The 18966-nt window shown below is 56.7% G+C and carries 16 protein-coding genes; 10 read left to right on the top strand and 6 right to left on the bottom strand.

What is annotated here, in order from left to right; translation table 11 throughout:
* Positions 1–122 precede the first annotated feature (122 nt).
* The 6 genes from WH298_RS19105 (at position 123) to WH298_RS19130 (ending at position 6006) form a co-directional block, all read left to right on the top strand.
* Positions 123–785: a GntR family transcriptional regulator gene (locus WH298_RS19105; RefSeq protein WP_007888336.1), complete on the top strand. Its 663-nt coding sequence runs from the start codon at positions 123–125 to the stop codon at positions 783–785.
* 165 nt (positions 786–950) lie between these two features.
* Positions 951–2051 carry an ABC transporter ATP-binding protein gene (locus tag WH298_RS19110; RefSeq protein ID WP_180823593.1) on the top strand — a complete coding sequence of 367 codons (1101 nt, stop codon included), beginning with the start codon at positions 951–953 and terminating at the stop codon, positions 2049–2051.
* Between the two features lie 27 nt (positions 2052–2078).
* A complete protein-coding gene (locus WH298_RS19115) occupies positions 2079–3356 on the top strand; it encodes an ABC transporter substrate-binding protein (protein WP_180823594.1) in 1278 nt (425 codons plus the stop codon).
* Between the two features lie 2 nt (positions 3357–3358).
* A complete protein-coding gene (locus WH298_RS19120; protein WP_180823595.1) occupies positions 3359–4270 on the top strand; it encodes a carbohydrate ABC transporter permease in 912 nt (303 codons plus the stop codon).
* Complete coding sequence (locus WH298_RS19125) at positions 4267–5085, top strand: carbohydrate ABC transporter permease (RefSeq protein WP_180823596.1); 819 nt, start codon at positions 4267–4269, stop codon at positions 5083–5085. Before WH298_RS19120 ends, WH298_RS19125 begins: the two co-directional genes overlap by 4 nt.
* Before the next feature lie 12 nt (positions 5086–5097).
* Positions 5098–6006 (top strand): metallophosphoesterase, encoded by a 909-nt coding sequence (locus tag WH298_RS19130; RefSeq protein WP_180823597.1) that lies wholly within the window; start codon positions 5098–5100, stop codon positions 6004–6006.
* A 78-nt stretch (positions 6007–6084) separates the two neighbouring features.
* Here WH298_RS19130 and WH298_RS19135 read toward each other — a convergent pair whose 3' ends face one another.
* Positions 6085–6810 carry an HPP family protein gene (locus tag WH298_RS19135; protein ID WP_049853514.1) on the bottom strand — a complete coding sequence of 242 codons (726 nt, stop codon included), beginning with the start codon at positions 6808–6810 and terminating at the stop codon, positions 6085–6087.
* Between the two features lie 179 nt (positions 6811–6989).
* Between WH298_RS19135 and rluF the strand changes: the two genes are divergently transcribed.
* Positions 6990–7871, top strand: coding sequence for a 23S rRNA pseudouridine(2604) synthase RluF (gene rluF / locus WH298_RS19140; protein ID WP_007888343.1), 882 nt, complete (start codon positions 6990–6992; stop codon positions 7869–7871).
* 38 nt (positions 7872–7909) lie between these two features.
* Here rluF and WH298_RS19145 read toward each other — a convergent pair whose 3' ends face one another.
* The 5 genes from WH298_RS19145 to WH298_RS19165 all read right to left on the bottom strand — a co-directional run bounded on the left by WH298_RS19145 (position 7910) and on the right by WH298_RS19165 (position 15088).
* Positions 7910–8650: a nitroreductase family protein gene (locus tag WH298_RS19145; protein ID WP_007888344.1), complete on the bottom strand. Its 741-nt coding sequence runs from the start codon at positions 8648–8650 to the stop codon at positions 7910–7912.
* Between the two features lie 141 nt (positions 8651–8791).
* Positions 8792–9556 carry a hypothetical protein gene (locus WH298_RS19150; protein ID WP_049853511.1) on the bottom strand — a complete coding sequence of 255 codons (765 nt, stop codon included), beginning with the start codon at positions 9554–9556 and terminating at the stop codon, positions 8792–8794.
* Between the two features lie 175 nt (positions 9557–9731).
* Positions 9732–11318 (bottom strand): ABC transporter substrate-binding protein, encoded by a 1587-nt coding sequence (locus WH298_RS19155; RefSeq protein WP_180823598.1) that lies wholly within the window; start codon positions 11316–11318, stop codon positions 9732–9734.
* A 4-nt stretch (positions 11319–11322) separates the two neighbouring features.
* Entirely contained in the window at positions 11323–12996 is a 1674-nt protein-coding gene (locus tag WH298_RS19160; RefSeq protein ID WP_180823599.1) for a hydantoinase B/oxoprolinase family protein, read from the bottom strand.
* Positions 12986–15088: a hydantoinase/oxoprolinase family protein gene (locus tag WH298_RS19165; protein WP_180823600.1), complete on the bottom strand. Its 2103-nt coding sequence runs from the start codon at positions 15086–15088 to the stop codon at positions 12986–12988. Before WH298_RS19165 ends, WH298_RS19160 begins: the two co-directional genes overlap by 11 nt.
* Before the next feature lie 227 nt (positions 15089–15315).
* Here WH298_RS19165 and WH298_RS19170 point away from each other — a divergent pair, with 227 nt between their 5' ends.
* Genes WH298_RS19170 through WH298_RS19180 form a run of 3 tightly spaced genes read left to right on the top strand, consistent with a single transcriptional unit; the run spans position 15316 to position 18893 of the window.
* On the top strand, positions 15316–16305 hold the full coding sequence (locus WH298_RS19170) for an ABC transporter permease (RefSeq protein WP_180823601.1): 990 nt from the start codon (positions 15316–15318) through the stop codon (positions 16303–16305).
* On the top strand, positions 16306–17178 hold the full coding sequence (locus WH298_RS19175) for an ABC transporter permease (protein ID WP_180823602.1): 873 nt from the start codon (positions 16306–16308) through the stop codon (positions 17176–17178).
* On the top strand, positions 17178–18893 hold the full coding sequence (locus WH298_RS19180) for an ABC transporter ATP-binding protein (protein WP_180823748.1): 1716 nt from the start codon (positions 17178–17180) through the stop codon (positions 18891–18893). Before WH298_RS19175 ends, WH298_RS19180 begins: the two co-directional genes overlap by 1 nt.
* Positions 18894–18966: the final 73 nt, after the last annotated feature.

Genomic DNA, 18966 nt, shown 5'->3' on the forward strand with positions numbered 1-18966 from the left:
ACTGCCAGAATCAAGACTGTGCTTATTTGTAATACATGATATATCCTATAATCTGTGATGTTGGCAATAAAACATTAAAAATAACTTACCATTTGCGGATTCCAGTAAAAGGCTCTTAACCTATGATCGAAATGGATAAAGCGCAGCGCATGAGTTTGACCGCGCAGGTGGAATCGTCGCTGCGTAGCGCGCTGATTGTCGGCAAGCTCAAACCTGGCGCACGGCTGGTGACGCGCGATCTGGCGGCCCAACTCGGCACCAGTATCACGCCGGTTCGTGAAGCGTTATTGCGACTGGTTTCTGCCGGTGCGCTGGATGCCACGCCCGCCGCGGCCTTTCTGGTGCCAGAAATGTCGCGCCAGCGTTATGATGAAATTACGCTAATCCGTAAGCAGCTTGAAGGTTTAGCGGTGAAGGCCGCCACACCATTTGTGGGGAAAAAACAGATTACCGAGCTGAAAAAACTCTGTGCGCGCTTTATGCAGGCCAAGCAGAGCGGTGATGCGGAAGCGGCGTTAGAAGCCAATCGTGCGTTTCGGTTTACCTTGTACAGCTACGCGCAAATGCCGACGCTGGAGGCGCTCATCGAACAGCTGTGGGTGCAAATTGGGCCGTGCTTTAACTATCTCTATCCCCAGCCCACCGAAGTCGTGAACGGACATCACAACTATGATCGTTTACTGGACGCGCTACAGGCAGGCGACGCTGTTACCAGCGAAAAGATCCTGCTGAAAGCGATTGATGATGGCGCCGAGATACTCAAGCAGCACTATTTTAACCCGTAAAAAATCCAAAGAGCGCGATGACTCGCGCCGCTACCAAGGCGTGCAGATCGTTGTAGCGGCGCAATTCATTGCGCATCTGTTTAACCGCGCAGTCACCGCAATGACATAAATCCTTCATTTCCTTCCGCTAGCTTACCGCCATTCTGATTTTTGGATTGCGCATGCATGAGCCACCTTTCGCTTCATCACATCACCAAAGCCTGGGGCGAGAAAATCGCCCTGGATGATATTAGTTTTGCGGCGGCAGAAGGCAGCTTTGTGGCGCTGCTGGGTCCATCGGGTTGCGGTAAGTCGACGCTGTTACGCACCATTGCTGGACTGGAAACTGCCGATGAGGGCGCGATCCACTTCAACCATACTGACATCACGCATCTGCCGCCGTCGCAGCGCAAGCTCTCCATGGTCTTCCAATCCTACGCGCTGTTTCCGCACCTCAACGTGCGCGAGAACCTGCTATTTGGCTTGAAAGCGCGGGGGGAAGACAAGCAGACCTATGCTGCGCGTCTGGATGAGGTGAGCAAGCTGATGGAGTTGGATCAACTGCTGGCGCGCTTGCCGTCGCAGCTCTCCGGCGGACAGCAGCAACGCGTGGCGTTGGGCAGAGCGGTCATCGCCAATAACACGCTGTGCTTAATGGATGAGCCGCTATCGAATCTTGATGCCAAGCTGCGGCAAAGCATGCGCCGTGAAATCCGCGCGCTGCAGAAGAAACTCGGTTTAACCTTGCTGTACGTCACGCACGACCAGACCGAAGCGATGAGCATGGCCGATAGCATTATCCTGCTCAACGATGGCCGCATTGAACAGCACGGCACGCCGGACCAACTCTATAACCAACCCGCCACTATTTTCGCCGCGCAGTTTATCGGCGCACCGCCCATGAATATTCTGCCGCTGCAACGCAACGGATCTCATCACTACCTGATGCATCTCAGCGCACCGGTGGTGGAGTACCACGAAGCGACGCTGAGCCTGGGATTACGCGCTGAAGATATTCAGCTGATGGCGCCGGAACAGGCGGCACTGACTGCACGGGTGATCAGCGCTGAATATATGGGTGCCGATACCTTGCTGGTGTGCGTGCTGCCGGGCATTGAGCCGCCGTTGACGGTTAAAGTGCCGGGAATGCAGCGCTTCAGCGACGGCAGCGAAGTGGGATTGCAGTGGTCCGCCGCCCGACAATATCTGTTCCACAGCGAGAGCGGTAAGCGCTGCCTCGCCGCTGAACAACAGTTGTTTGCTGCACAGAAAAAATACGCCGTTTAACCATTGTCATTTGCTGAAGGGAAAATCATGTCTGCGATTCGTTACTCACGCGTTGCCTCTGCTTTAATGCTCGCGGTTGCTGCTTCGGCCTTCGCCGCCGATCCGGTCAAGCTGCAAATGTATTATCCCATCGCGGTTGGCGGCAAAGTCAGCCACACCGTGGATGCGCTGGTGGCTGATTTCCAAAAACAGCACCCGGAGGTGAGTATCCAGCCGGTGTATACCGGTGACTATGCCACCACCGTAACCAAAGCGCTGACCGCATTTCGCGGTGGCAACGCCCCGCAAATGGCGGTGATCGGTGATATCGAAGCCTATTCATTAATAGATGCCGGGGCGATTGTTGCCGCCAGCGATCTGGCGAGCGGCGACGAGGGTAAAAAGTGGATCGATGGTTTCTATCCAGCGTTTCTGCGCCACATTGACGGCAAAGTGTGGGGCGTGCCGTTCCAGCGCTCAACCGTGGTGATGTACTGGAACAAACAGGCGTTTGAGAAAGCCGGTTTGAACGCCGATACGCCGCCGGCTAACTGGCAGCAGGTGGTGGAGTTCAGTAAGAAACTGACGATTAAAGATGCTAACGGCGTCAGCCAATGGGGCATCGAAATTCCGTCTACGCCAAACGGCTACTGGAACTTCCAGGGCTTATCCGCCACCAACGGCGGCCGTCTGGATAACGGCAAAGGCACCGCAGTGAACTTCAACACGCCGGGCAACGTAGAAACCCTGCAGTGGCTGACCGATCTCGGCCAGAAAGAACAGGTATCGCCGAAAGGCGCGATTGCGTGGGGCACCACACCGCAGGACTTTATTAGCGGTAAAACCGCCATGATGGTGACCACCACCGGTAACCTGACCAACGTGCGTGATAATGCCAAATTCCCGTTTGGCGTGGCGATGCTGCCCGAGAAAACCCAACGCGGCAGCCCAACCGGCGGCGGTAACCTGTATGTATTCAAAAACGCTTCAGCGCAACAGCAGAAGGCGGCGATGGAATTTATTCGCTGGGTGACATCGCCTGAGCAAGCCGCGCGCTGGAGTATCGCCACCGGTTATGTGGCCACCTCGCCAGCTGCCTGGGACACCACGGTGATGAAGGATTACGTTAAACAGGTACCGCAGGCGCTGGTGGCGCGTGAGCAGTTGAAATATGCCCAGCCCGAGCTTTCAACCTATAACAGCGTGCAGATTCAGGATGCGTTGAATCACGCGGTGGAAGCGGCGGTCACCCAGGCGAAAACACCGGCTGAAGCGCTGGAAGGCGCGCAGAAGCAGGCCGATCGTCTGCTCAAATCCTACCAATAATCATGAGCACACTCCTCACCGTCGCACCGGTTCGTCGTCCCCGGTTATGGTCGATGCAGCTGTATGGTTATCTGCTGATTTTGCCAGCGCTGAGCTTTTTGCTGCTGTTTACCCACTATCCGGCAGTGGCGACGGTGTGGGAGAGTCTGTTTAGCGCGGCACGTAACGGCCATCCCGCCCATTTTGTCGGGCTGAATAACTATGTTGCGCTGCTGGATGACGACATCTTTATTCAGTCGCTGAGGAACAACCTGCTGTATGCGGCGATCACCATTCCGCTGGCGGTGACGCTGGCGTTGCTGATGGCGCTGGCAGTCAATCGACATATGCGCGCCAATGCGCTGGTGCGCACCGCATTCTTTATTCCATCGCTGCTGCCGATGATCGCCATCGCCAATTTATGGCTGTTTTTCTATACGCCGCAGCTCGGTTTGTTGAATAAGCTGCTGGCGCTCTTTTCCCTGCCAGCGATCAACTGGCTCGGCGAACCGGAAAGTGCGCTCTATTGTCTGATGGCGGTGTCAGTGTGGCGCGAAGCAGGCTTTTTCATGATTTTCTATCTCGCCGCATTACAGCAGATCGATCCACGCCTGAGCGAAGCCGCGCAGATAGAGGGGGCGTCGCGCCGCTATTTCTTCCGCCGCGTGCAGTGGCCGCTGTTGATGCCTACCACGCTGTTTGTACTGATCAACGCGTCGATGAATGCTTTTCGCATTGTCGATCAGGTGATTGCGATGACCAACGGCGGACCGAATAACAGCAGCAGCCTGCTGCTGTTTTATATCTATCGCACCGCCTTTAGCTTCTGGGACATGCCGGCTGCTGCGGCGATGACGGTGGTGCTGCTGATGATCCTCGCCGCCATTGCGCTGATCAAATTTAACCTGTTGGACAAGCGAGCCCATTATCAATGAAGCCAAACCTCTCTGTTGGCCGCCTGTGCCTGAACAGCGCAATTGGGCTGGCGGCGCTACTGTGGTTTTTGCCGATTCTGGTGGCACTATGGGTGGCGATTCATCCGGCATCGGATCAGGCTAGCTTCTCGCTGCTGTCGCCGCTGACGCTGCAAAACTTCGTCAATGCCTGGCACGCCGCGCCGTTTGGCCGCTATTTTCTCAACACTACACTGCTGGTGCTGATGATTGTGGTGGTGCAGCTGATTCTGGCGACCATGGCTGCCTATGCGCTGGTGCGTTTCCGGCTCAAATTCTCCGGCGTGATCTTTGCGCTGATTCTGCTGCAGCTGATGATCAGCCCCGATGTGCTGATTCTGAATAACTACAAAACCATCGGCGCGCTGGGTTTACGCGATACGCTGACCGGCATCGCGCTGCCGTATTTCTCCTCGGCGTTTGCCATCTTTCTGCTGCGGCAAACCTTCAAAAGTATTCCGCTGGTGCTGGAAGAGGCGGCGATTGTCGAAGGCGCCAGCCGATTCTATATTCTGCGCAAAATTTATATTCCGCTGGCGAAGCCGATTTACGTGGCCTTTGCACTGGTGTCGATCAGCTTCCACTGGAATGATTTCCTCTGGCCGCTGGTGATCACCGATTCGGTCAACGTGCGGCCGCTGACTGTCGGCCTGCAGCTGTTCTCCGCGCCGGAGCAGGGCGTGCAGTGGGCGTTGATTGGCGCCGCCACGTTGATGACCACCTTGCCGCTACTGGTGCTGTTCCTGATTTTTCAGCGTCAGTTTATTCAGTCGTTTATGCGTGCCGGTATTCGCTAAGGAGTGCTTTTCGTGTCTTATCCGCATCCGCTGACCGCCTTGCAGCGCGAGTTGCTCGGCGATGTCGCCGAGTTATATGCGCTGCCTCATCTGCGTGCCGCGCCGCTGAATGGCACGCTGCGCTTTGGTTTGATTGCCGATCCGCAATATGCCGACATCGACGCCGATGTTGCGAAAAATCTCTACTATCGGCAGGCGTTGCACAAGCTGCCGCAGGCCATTGAGGCGCTGAATCAGCAGCCGCTGGATTTTGTCGTCACGCTCGGTGACCTTGTCGATCGCCACTGGCACAGCTATGCGGCGATACTGCCGCTTTACGATCGCCTCGAACATCCGCATGCGGTGGTGCTGGGCAATCACGATGCGCAGACCATCACGCAGCATCTCAATGAGGCCGCCGCGCTGCCCAAAAGCTATTACGCCTTTGGTCTGCCGGGCTGGCGCTTTATTGTTTATGACGGCAACGATGTCAGTCTGTATTGCAACACGCTGAACGGTGACGACCGTGTGCAGGCGGAGGCGATGCTGGTGGATCTCACCGCGCGACAACAGCCGCAGGCGAAACCGTGGAATGGCGCGGTAGGATCGCAGCAGCTGGCGTGGATTGAACAGCAGCTGCTGCAAGCCGCGCAGCAGGGAGAAAAAGTGGTGGTATTTGGTCACTATCCGCTGGCGCCACACAACAGCCACAACTTACTCAACGCTAGTGAGCTGGCAGATCTGCTTTCTAGTTACAACATACTTTGTTGTTTTTCCGGACATGAACATCGCGGCGGCTTTGCGCGCATCGGTCAAACAGGCTTTTATACCCAGAAAGGCATGCTGGACGGTGCAGAGGATGTGCCGTTTGCCGTGGTGGAGATTGAGGGTGAATCGGTACGCGTGAAAGGTTATGGCGGGGAAGTTAGCTGGTCGCCATGAATGGCGACCCCACAGGCATGACAGCGATGGCGAACGAAAGTCGCTCAGCGCTTAACTTCTCGGCATTACGCCACATCACTATGATGCGAGCCGCTGCCGACGAATGGCGATCTCTTCGGCACGTTGCAGCAGCTGCTGCAAATCATCTTCATCGATATCCAGCAGCTCGCCACTTTCCAGCGCCTGATGCAGGTCGTCGCGCGTAATCGGCACATCAATCACGACGGGCGGTGCTTTGGCTTCCGTCGCCGCCAGCGGATGCGGGTAGCGGCGTCCGGCCAGATTATTAAACACCAACGCCAGCAGTGCCAGACACACCGAATTCAACAGCACCGGCGTAAGAATAAAGTGGTAACCCAACTGCTGCACGCCGTTGCCGCCAAGAATAGCGGTAAGCGCCACCGCGCCGCTAGGCGGGTGCAGGCAACGTAGCTGAAACATCACGGCAATCGTCAAACAAGCCGCCACGCCGCATGCCAGCGCAGGATGGGGAATATACAGCGCGGTGGTTACACCGATGACGCCCGCTACCAGATTGCCACCAACAATCGACCACGGCTGTGCCAGCGGACTATTGGGTAGGCCGAACAGCAACACCGCAGAAGCGCCCATCGGCGCGACAAACCACAGATTCACTTCGCCCAGCAGCCAATGACTGGTAAGGCTGGTAATCATTAATCCCAATCCTGCGCCAATACTGGCGATGACCCGCTGCTTTTTGCCCACCGGTAAAGGATGTGGCCAAAGGCGGGCCAGAAACGTGCGCACGGATGCAATCCATGTCACCGATGGCTGATGTGTCATGCGGGGGTCACTCTGTCATAAGAAAAAACGATGGGGGCGAATTGTCGCCGATCGATCCTTTAGGAACAACCACATTGTTAGTGTGCTGTTATCTTAAGGTGAGAGAAATGCTGATGATTGTCGCGACGCTTAACCAACGCCTAAGGTTGCTGTATAGTCCGTTTTTTTTCGGAGGAACCATGCTGCCTAACTCATCTACCCGCCTGAATAAATACATCAGCGAGAGCGGTATCTGCTCACGCCGCGATGCCGATCGTTATATCGAACAAGGCAACGTTTTCATTAACGGCAAACGCGCGGCCGTCGGTGCGCAGGTATTTGCTGGGGATGAAGTGAAAGTGAATGGGCAGCTGATTGAACCGCGTGACGAAGAAGATTTGGTGCTGATTGCGTTGAACAAACCGGTTGGCATCATCACCACCATGGAAGAGGGTGAGCGCGATAACATCGGCGATTTCGTCAATCACAGCAAACGCGTGTTCCCGATTGGTCGTCTGGATAAAGATTCGCAGGGGTTGATCTTCCTCACCAATCACGGCGACCTGGTGAATAAGATCCTGCGTGCCGGTAATAACCACGAAAAAGAGTATGTGGTTACCGTTGATAAGCCGATCACCGATGAATTTATTGCCGGAATGGGCGCAGGCGTACCGATGCTCGGCACCGTGACGAAGAAGTGCAAAGTTAAGAAAGAGTCGACCTTTGTGTTTCGCATCATCCTGGTTCAGGGGCTGAATCGTCAGATTCGTCGCATGACCAAGCACTTCGGTTTTGAAGTGACCAAGCTTGAGCGCACGCGCATCATGAACGTCAGCCTGAAAGGCATTCCGCTCGGCGAATGGCGTGATTTGACCGATGACGAACTGATCGATCTGTTCAAACTGATTGAGGACTCATCATCCGAAGATCAAAAAACGCAGAAGACGCAGGCGAAGAAGAAACCGGCCGCAGCGGGGAAAAAACCGGCCGTCAGCGCGGCGAAGTCCGGTGAGAAAGCGGGCGCGAAACCGGCTAATCGCCAGCGGTTCGCCCAGCCAGGACGTAAAAAGAAAGGGCGTTAATTCTTCATTCCCCGCGCACCCGGCGCGGGGAAACACAATTACTTGTCGTTGCCAAATCCCTGCTTTTTCAGCGCGTCCAGCACGTGCGGGAAGTAGATCTTGTGATAATAGCCGCTGACGCTTTCGCTCCAGCTCTCACCATCATCGCGTCCGATGTTCTTCCAGTGCTGCACCATCTGCTGATTGTAAGCGTCGATATGTTGCTCCAGCCCGGCAGGCTGATACTGCTCTTCATGACGGAAAGTGGCTAAGGGCAGACGCGGTTTCTGATGTGCAGGTTGATCCACATGGCCAATCACCACGCCAGCCACCGGGAAGGTGTATTGCGGCAGATCGAGCAGACTAATTAACGCCTGCGGATCGCGACGAATGCCGCCAATCGGCACAATACCCAGACCTTCCGCACGCGCCGCCGCCATAATTGAACCCAGCGCAATACCAATATCGGTCGAGCCCGAGACAATGCTTTCGATACTCTGCTGCGCAATTTGTTCGCGATCGATGGCCTGCATCGCCAGACGAGATTTATGCATATCCAGCACCAGGGTAATAAATACCGGTGCTTTGGCAATCCACGGCTGACCGCCGGCAATTTGTGAGATCTGCGCGCGTTTCGCGGCATCACGTGTGACCACCAATGAGACTTGCTGCGAGTTCACCGAAGTAGGCGCGTGATAAGCGGCCGAAATGATGCGATCCAGCACCGCATCCTCAACGGATTGATCGGTGAAACTGCGGTCGCTTTTGTGGGTGGTGAAAATATCGATTAATGAACTCATTGATCCTCCAGATTGGGAGGCGAGAGCGTAACAGAAGTAGGTGTGAGTGGATTTAACCGTTGTTGCCGTGGCTAACTACTTATTTTGCATAAGCAAAGTGCGGATAGGATTAAAAAATAGAGCCGGTGCATGCAGCACCGGCTAAGCGACTTGCGCAGCCACAACCGCCGAATGAATGCTACGGTCGGGTCCGCTCAGCATCACGGTTTTACCTGAACGTAATCCACGCTGGAACTGGCTCATTCGCTCTTCGCTAATGCCGGCTCCGCACCACAGCAGGTGATGATTATGACGACTTTCCGAACCGTAGCGAATCGGCGGTGATGCCTGGTCCACATCAACACAGAATCCTTGTCCGGTCAGGCGAATCGCTTCCAGCCAAATCTCGGTTTCATCGCCTTTACTCACCACTTCCAACAGCAGAGGCATATTTTGCTGCCGTGATGACGCGCGTTTCACGCAATCGCTGTGATGCAGGATGGCATCATGAAAGCGCGCCAGACGCCGTGATGCGCCGCGACGGGTATCATCGCGCAGCCAGCGGTTCAGCGGTTTCATCAACACCTCGATAAAATCGTCGCTGCTGTAATCACCCGCCAGATTGCGCACGGTGCGCGCCAGTTCGCGGTCGGAGCCGATTTCCAGCTGGCGTAATACATCACCGCGACGCGCCATCCAGGCTGAGGAGGTGTATTCCAATCCGCAATGGCGTCCCTGATAGATCTGCCACAGCGTGGCACCACCGGCGGTTAACGCCATCATGGCCAGAACTTCATCAACCTGATGACGGCTCCAGTCCTGATTGACGTGGTTTTCAGAAATTAATCCACCGCGTAACCAGCGACGCAAATTCGCGCGATTAGCACCGGTAATGGCGCATACGGTTTCAGTTGAATAAAAGTACATAACGAGCCCTCAGATTGAGGGTGAATTGCCGTGGGCGTTAACCCAGGATGAGCAACCATCCTGAACCTTATCTGTATGGATTACCAGTAATCTTTAAGCAGATCTTAACAATATTCGAACAAGCGAAGCGTGAAACAGCGCCGGAAGCCATGCGGTACAAGGCTTCCGGCTGAGCTTATTTTTTATCCAGCCAAACCTGTGACAAATTGCCTTCGATTCCGTCAGCGGTAACGGAGTGATCGTGCACTTTGCGGTTATAAATGGTGATGAATTGTGGCGAGATCAGATTAATGTCCGGCAAATCCTGCTCGACGATTTTCTGGAACTGGCGGAACTCAGCCACGCGTTGCTGCGGATCATTTTCGGTTTGCGCCGCTTCCAGCAGGTGGTCCACTTCTGGATTGTGATAATCCGAGGCATTGGAGAACGGCACGCCTTTGCGGAAGTTTTTCGACCAGTAGATGCGCTGCACGCCAACGGTCGGATCATACAGATTGCTGTGACCGTTCACGGTAAACGAGAAGTCACGATCGGTATAAATGCGGCGTACAAAGCTGGAGAGGTCCTGCGCGCGCAGGGTCACTTTGATGCCAATCTTCGCCAGCGCCGAGCGGGTGTACTCCGCCGTTTTGCGCAAATCCTCCGCTATCGGATTGTAATCCAGCGTTACGCTAAAGCGCGTGCCATCGCTGCCTTTGGGGAAACCGGCGGCGTCGAGCAGCGCATTGGCTTTATTGATATCGAAGGCATACGGCGAAGGCGACGGATCGTTATATTCTTTGATGCCGGGCGCAATCGGTGACGCTGTCACCTGTCCCAGACCGAAATAGGCAACCTGCATAATCACATTGCGATTAAGCGCATGTGCCACCGCCTGGCGTACACGCAGATCTTTAAAATGCGCATCGTCGAGATTGAACTGAATCGAGCTGACGTTATAGGAGTAGCTGTTGCCTTTGGTTTCAAAACCGAGTTGTGGCAAGGCTTTCAAGCGCGCCACATCGTTCATTGCCACCGGCGTGCGATAACCTAAATCCGCTTCACCGGTTTCGAAGGCCACCGAGCGGGCAGCGGGATCGGGAATGAACTTCACCACCAGCTGATCGAGATACGGGCGATTTTTATCCCAATAGTTGGGATTACGCTTGTAGAGGATATAGCTGCCGCGCACCCATTTATCGAAGATATAAGGACCGGTGCCGATCGGCGCGTTGTTATGCGGATTGGTCAGCGCATCGGTGCCGTCATAGATATGTTTCGGAATAATCGGCGATTCCGCGGCGGCAAAGGCCTTAATCAGATAGGGTGCTGGTTTCGACAGCACGATCACCGCCGTCAGCGCATCGGGCGTTTCGATGGCGGTGACGTTGGCAAAGGTGCTGGATGCACGCGGATGAACCTTCTTCAGCAGCTCAATCGAATAGGCGACATCGGCGGAGGTGAAATCCTGGCCGTCGTGCCATTTCACGCCGGGACGCAAGTGGAAGGTGTAGCGCGTGCCGTCAGGGCTGATCTCCCAGCGGGTCGCCAGCTGCGGCTGCGGTTTGAGGTCAAAATCATAGCTCAGCAGGCCTTCGGTGACTTTGGCACTGACGCTGAGCGCCGGGGTGGCCACCGTGGTCAGCGCAATCAGCGCCGGCGGTTCGTAGTTGAGCACCAGATTTAAGGTACCACCCGATTGCGGATCGGCGGCGTGCACCGTTGCGGTTAACGTCATTCCCAGCGTAAGCGCCAGCAGTGAGCGGCGAAAATTTAATAACATGGTGTTACTCCGTTTTAGGGTGATAGCCATACAGTTCCGCTGCGGCAGCCGGCGTGATGAGTTGATTCACCACGTCGTGCTGCAAGCGCTGCGCGTCACGTTGCGAGCTGTGACCTAAACCGCCGCCGCCTGGCGTTTCGACAATCAGATGGCTGCCCGGCGGGATCACCTGACGTCCTTTGCCCGACAGCGTTTCGCCGGTGGAGAGCGTGACGCGACCGGGCGCACCGGCCTGACCGCCTTCGGCACCCTGCGCCGGGAAGTGAATGCGATCCCAGGCCGCGCCGAGCTCCATTGGCAAATCCTGCCCGTGCGACAGCTCGATTATCTGGCCCAGTCCGCCACGCTGCGCGCCCGCGCCGCCGGAATCCTGGCGATACTCTTTGCGCCAAAACACCACCGGACTGATCGATTCAAGGATCTCCAGCGAGACGTTGCGCACGCCGCTGGGGAAAGAGGTGGTTGAGAGGCCATCCAGCGCCGGGCGCGCGCCGGTACCGCCGGTGGAGAAGCTGGTAATGGAAAAACGCGGCTGCTTCAGGCTGCTGTTGGCTTCGTACTGCGGCAAAATATGGCCGCCCGATAGCTGAATGTTCCACAGGCAGGAGGCACCTTCGGCGGGGACTTCACCGGGACGCGCCTGGCGCAGGCAGTTAAACACCACATCCGGCAGCATCTGGCCGATGATATGCCGCGAGGTGACGGCTGCAGGATAGGGCGCATTGAGGATCGAGCCTTCCGGCGCATCAATGGTGATCACCCCGAGCGAGCCGGCATTGTTGGGAATATCCGCGCCAATCAGGCAGCGGATACCAAACGAGGTGTAGGCGTCGGTATAGGCTTTCACCACATTAATGCCGCGCGCAACAAACCCGGCGCTGCCGGCAAAGTCCACGTGGATGCCTTGTTCGCTCAGCGTGAGTTTGGCCTGCAGCTTCAGCGGCTCATCGTAGCCATCAACCCACAATTCACTGTACCAGCTGCCAGCCGGCCAGCTACGCACCGCATCGAGCATCGCCTGGCGTGAACGCTGCAGAATGTATTCGCCGACTTCCAGCAAATCGGGCAGATCAAACTCATCCAGCACGCTCAGCAGGCGACGCGCGCCGACATCATTACAGGCCACCAGCGCGAGGAAATCGCCTTCCACCTGCGCCGGTTCCCGCACGTTGGCTTTGACGATGTTGAGCACCGTTTGGTCGAGCTGCCCAGCGTGAATGAATTTGATGATCGGCAGGAATAATCCCTCATGCCAGATTTGCTGGCCATCCGGGCCGGGGCCAAGACCGCCAATATCAATCACATGCAGCGTAGAGGCGAACAGCGCCACCGGGCGATCGCGGTAAAACACCGGCGTCACCATGGTGATGTCATAAAGATGGCCGGTGCCTTTCCACGGATCGTTGGTCAGCAGCACGTCGCCGGGCTGCAGCGTCGCAATGGGAAACACCTTGAGGAAATGTTTAACCGATTCTGCCATCGAGTTGACGTGGCCCGGCGTTCCCGTTACCGCCTGCGCCACCATACGACCATCGGGCAGAAACACGCCAGCCGAGAGATCGCCCGCTTCACGGGTTGCAGTACCGAAAGCGGTGCGGATGAGCGCCTGCGCTTGCTCCTCCACCACTGAAATCAGGCGATTCCAGATCACCTGATGTTGAATCACGTTATTGCTCATGCTGGGCTCCCACGGAAGAAAGACGTTGCAGCAACAGATGTCCGGCGGCGGTGCGCTGCACGCTGAACTGTTCATCAACCCAGGTGGTGGTTTCTGCATCCACCACTAACAGGGGACCGTCGGTAACGTTGGTCAGCTCGACGCGCTGTTGGACCGGCACCTGAATACGCTGCTGCTGCAGGAAAGAGTAAAGTTCACGCTGCGGCGCGACATCCGGCAGCGTGCTAAGCGCGCTGTGTGGCGTCACCACTGAAACCGGCGTAGAGGCGGTGACGGTCCAGCTGATCGCTTCAACCGCCACGTGATCGAGGCTGCGACCATACAGTTGCTGATAGGTAAGGGTAAAGCGCTGATGCAGGGCGGCGAGCTGTTGCGCATTCAGCGTGTCGCCTTCGAGGTCAATCGGCACCTCATGGCCCTGACCGGCATAGCGCAGGTAGACGCTGCGCTGCACGTTAATCGGCGCCTGGCGATCCGCCTGTTGCACCACCTGACGCGCCTGATCGCTCAGCGCATCCAGCAGCGCATTCACTGCATTGAAATCGAGATTATCCAGCCGTTGATAGAAGCTGCGCACCGCCTGATAGGACACCGGCGCCCACAGGAAACCCAGCGCTGAGCCGACGCCGGCGGCGTGCGGAATGATCACCCGGTCGATACCGAGCTTGGTGGCCAGCCGTGCGGCGTGCAGCGGGGCGGCGCCACCAAAGGCGACGAGCGTATAGTTATCGACAGTTTTACCCGATTCACTGGCGTGGACGCGGGCGGCGTTGGCCATGTTTTCGGCGATGATTTCGGTCACCGCCAGCGCGGCATCATCGGGCTGCAGCTTTAGCGGTTCGCCGACCTGCGCGGCAAGAGCATGCTGCGCCAAATCGACATTGAGATCTACTTTGCCACCGGCAAAACTGGCCGGATCCAGCAGGCCGAGCTGCGCGTTGGCATCGGTAATGGTCACCCACTCGCCGCCGAGGTTATAGCTCACCGGACCGGGCGCAGAGCCGGCGCTATCCGGACCGACCTGTAATCGTCCGAGGTTATCGATGCGCGCAATCGATCCACCACCGGCACCAATCTCCACCAGATCAATCACCGGAATACGAATCGGCAGCCCGGAACCTTTTAGATGACGATGCACGCGGCCAAACTCGAAGCTGCGGGAAATCTGTGGCTGGAAGTTATCGATAAAACAGATTTTGGCGGTGGTACCGCCCATATCAAACGACAGCACTTTTTTCAGATCCAGCTGCTGCGCAATATTGCTGGCGAGGATCGCGCCGCCCGCCGGGCCCGATTCAACCAGGCGCACCGGCTCGCTGATGCCGTTATCCAGCGTAGTGATACCGCCACCCGAGGTCATCAAAAAGGGCGGTACGCGCAAACCGTGTTGGCTGAGCTGTTGCTGCAGGCGGCGCAGGTAACCGGCAACCAGCGGCTGCACGTAGGCATTCGCCGAGACGGTGGAGAGACGCTCATACTCACGAATTTCGGGGCAAATATCGCTGGAGAGTGACAATGTCACCTCGGGCAACAGCTCATGCAGGATCTGCGCGGTGCGCAGCTCATGTTCTGGGTTAACAAAGCTTTGTAAAAAGCCGATGGCGATACTCTCAATGCCCTGCGCGGCAATCTCTTTAGCCAGCGCGTGCACCTGCGCTTCGTTGAGGGGAATGCGCACTTGACCTTGCGCGTCGATGCGCTCTTCCACCGTGAAGCGCCAGTGACGCTCCACCAGCGGACGCGGCTTTTGCAGAAACACATCGTATTGGGCAAAACGGTCTTCCTGACCAATCTCCACCAGATCGCGAAAGCCTGCGGTGGTGATCAGCGCGGTGCGTGCGCCTTTGCGCTCAATCAGCGCGTTGGTGGCTAAGGTGGTACCCAGAATCAACGAGTCGATGTCTGAAAACTGCAGTTGTGCCTGCTGCAGTACATCGCTAATACCGGCAATCACCGCGCGCTCTGGCGCCTCGGCGCTGGTCAGCACTTTGGCCGAATATTGCGTTTCATTTTGCAGCATCACGATGTCTGTGAAGGTGCCGCCCACATCCACCGCCACGCGATTCCCCGGTTGTTTTTGTCTATCCGACATACCGCCGCCTTTATATTTGACAATAAGTTCAGGGCGTTATTTACCGGTATCAAAAAGGCGCTGACTACTGAGTATTTCGGGTTTACACATGCTTAAAACGGAAATAGCGCGATTAATCCTGGATAGCCTTAATTCGGCAAAGCTAAGCCAGATAAATTATTAAGTCGCCAAAACCGCGGCTGTTAGTTTTCCCTTTTCCGCATGACTCCGTTTCAAGGATGTTGGCTATGCCGCGAGAACGCCATTGGCTACTCTCCTTTTTCATCAAAACCACGCTGCAGCTGTTTCCGACGCTCATCGGTATATTGCTGATCATGTTTATTATTCTGAAAGCGATTCCGGGCGATGCGGTGGATGTAATGGCCGGTGAGTCCGGCGGGGCCAGCGCGGCCAGCATGGCGCTGATGCGCGAGCAATATGGTCTCAATCTTCCGGCGTGGCAGCAGTTTATTCACTGGATCAGTCATATTGCGCAGGGCAATCTCGGCTTCTCTCCGCGTTTTAATACGCCAGTGACGACCTTAATTCTCTCGCGTTTACCCGCCACCTTATTATTAATGCTGGCAGCGCAGGCGCTGGCCCTGATATGCGGCATTATTTGCGGTGTGATTATGGCGCTATTTGTTGGCCGCTGGCCCGATCGTTGGTTATCGCTGTTTTCTTTACTGCTCTATTCACTGCCGGGATTCTGGATTGGTCTGATGCTGCTGGTTTTATTTTCGGTGCATCTCGGCTGGTTACCCAGTAGCGGGAATATGACCATTGGCGCAAATTATCACGGCTGGGATAAGTTCAAGGATCTGCTCAGCCATGCGTTATTACCGGTATTTTCACTGGCGAGTTTTTTCCTCGCGATTTATGCGCGTTTAACCCGCGCGGCGATGCTGGAGATCGCCCATCAGGACTTCGTGCGCACCGCGCATGCTAAGGGTATCTCTCCGCTACGCGTAACGGTGGTGCACGTGCTGCGTTGCGCACTGATTCCTGTGGTGACGGTGAGCGGCATGCATATCGCCACCTTGCTGAGCGGCGCGGCGGTAGTGGAAACCGTGTTCTCCTGGCCGGGCCTGGGACGGCTGGCGCTGGATGCGGTGATGGCGCGCGACGTCAATATTCTGCTCGGCATTCTGCTGTTTTCTTCGCTGCTGGTTCTGCTGGCTAACTTTATTGTCGACCTGCTGCACGCCTGGCTCGATCCCCGCATCGTGAGAAATTAAATGACCACGTTTACTACGCTTCCTGTTCCCCCGCGCGGCAAGCATCGCGCGCTGCGTCAGCTGCTGCGCAATCCCGCCGGGCTGGCGGGCATCATTATTCTGCTGTTGGTGCTGGCGATGGCGCTGGCGGCGCCCTGGCTCTATCCCGGCGATCCACTGGATATGATCGCCACGCCGCTATTACTGCCGGGCGCCGATGCCGCCTGGCCTTTGGGTAGCGACGCGATGGGGCGCGATCTGGCCGCCGGCATTTTTCACGGCGCGCGCGTGTCGTTGCTGATTGGAGTGGGCGCAACCTTGCTGGGCCTGCTGGCGGGCACCTTAATCGGCAGCCTGAGCGGCTATTACGGTGGCGTGCTGGATAATCTTTTGATGCGCATCACCACGCTGTTTCAAACCATGCCGGCGTTTCTGTTAGTGATTATTGTGCTGGCCGTCGCCACGCCGACGGTTACGCTTATCACCCTCAGCATTGGCCTGACAACCTGGCCAACGATTGCCCGCCTGGTGCGCGCGGAGTTTCGCAGCCTACGTGAATCGGACTTCGTACTGGCCGCGCGCTGTCAGGGATTTTCGCCGCTCTACATCATCTGGCGCGAAATGTTGCCGAACGCGCTGCCGGCCATCATCGTCACGTCGTCGGTGATGGTGGCGTCCGCGATCTTAATGGAGGCTGCGCTGTCATTTCTCGGCTTAGGCGATCCTAATGTGGTGAGCTGGGGCTTTTTAATAGGCAGCGGTCGCGAAATGCTGCGCACCGCGTGGTATCTCACCGCCGAGCCGGGCGTGGCGCTGGTGATCACCTTGCTGGGGCTGAATCTGTTGGGCGATGCGCTCAATGATGCCTTTAACCCGCGACTGAGTGAGCAATGATGAAACCGATGCTTTCCGTAGAGAATTTGCAGATTCAGTTTGGCGCGCATCCGGCAGTCAACGACATCAGCTTTACGCTGGCGCAGGGCGAAATGCTGGCGCTGGTCGGTGAGTCGGGCAGCGGTAAGTCTGCGACGGCGCTGGCAATTATGGGATTACTGGCGCCGCAGGCGCGCACCGCCGGACGGATTATTTTTGCTGGCGACGATGTGCTCAGCCTGCCGCCGCGTCAGCTGCGCGCGCTGCGTGGCAACCAGATCTCAATGATTTTTCAGGAGCCGATGACTTCGCTCAATCCGGTGTATAGCATCGGGGCGCAGATTGCGGAGTCGATGATGGCTCATCAAAAGCTGTCGCGAAAGCAGGCGCGGGCGAGGGCGATCGAGCTGCTGGAGCTGGTCAATATTCCCGACCCGGCGCGCCGGGTGGATGATTTCCCGCATCAGCTCTCCGGTGGCCAGCGACAGCGCGTGATGATCGCCATGGCGGTGGCGTGTGAGCCGAAGCTGCTGATTGCCGATGAACCGACCACTGCGCTGGATGTCACGGTGCAGGCCAACATCATGGCGCTGATCGATCGCCTGCGCAAAACCTTGTCGCTGAGCGTGTTGATGATCTCCCACGATCTGGGTCTGGTCAGCCAGTGGGCCGATAACGTCGCGGTAATGCACAACGGCAGCATTGTCGAACATAACCAGACGCCAGCCCTGTTTGCGCAGCCGCAGCATGACTACACCAAAGGCTTACTGGCGGCATCGCTGCTGGGTGAACAAGACGTGCATTATCGCCAGCGTATGCTGACCGAGATTCGTCATGATGCCGAAGGCCGTTTCAACCTGCACCAGCCCGCGACGCTGAACTTTGCTGCGCCTGATGGGCGTGAAACCGCCGCGCCGCTGCTGGCGCTGCGTCATCTGCAGGTCAGTTACGGTCACGGCAACCGGCGCGTGCCTGCTATTCGCGACATCAGCTTTGATTTACAGCAGGGAGAAACGTTGGGATTGGTGGGGGAATCGGGCTGCGGCAAATCGACGCTGTCGCGCACTATATTGCGCCTGCTAACCCCCGACAGCGGTGAGATTCGCCTTCAGGGCAAGGATATCGCACAGCTGCCGGAATCCGCTCTGCGCGATTTACGCCGCAGCGTGCAGATGATCTTTCAGGATCCTTACGCCTCACTCAATCCGCGGCACACCATTTTCACCATTCTTGATTCGGTGTTGCGGCTGCACGATCCGGCACCAGCGGCGCAGCGCCTGACGCGTATTCATCAGATGCTGGACCGTGTCGGCTTACCACGACAGGCGCTAGCGCGTTATGCCCATGAATTTTCTGGCGGCCAGCGCCAGCGAATTGGCATCGCTCGGGCGCTTATTGTTAAGCCAAAGTTGGTCATTTGCGATGAAGCGGTATCGGCGCTGGATGTGTCGGTGCAGGCACAAATCCTCAATCTGCTGCTGGAGATGAAGCAGGAGTTTGGTTTGAGCTATCTGTTTATTTCGCACAATCTGGCCGTGGTGCGTTACATGGCGGATCGCGTGCTGGTAATGAATCAGGGCGATATTGTCGAAGCCGGGGAGGTAGAGCAAATCTGGCATCGTCCGGTGCATCCCTATACGCGGCAATTGCTTGCCGCTGTCACGCACGCCAGTACGCAGCAGGAGCATTCAGCCCGCACTCAGCCGCTTAAATTCGATGCCGCGTTAACCCTTTAGCCTGCTAATTAACGCGGCTGGCTGGCTATTATCAATTGCCAGCTAGTCTAAGGTGAAAATAGCATTATGGATA

This window comes from Pantoea nemavictus (assembly GCF_037479095.1).
Taxonomy (GTDB): Bacteria; Pseudomonadota; Gammaproteobacteria; order Enterobacterales; family Enterobacteriaceae; genus Pantoea; species Pantoea nemavictus.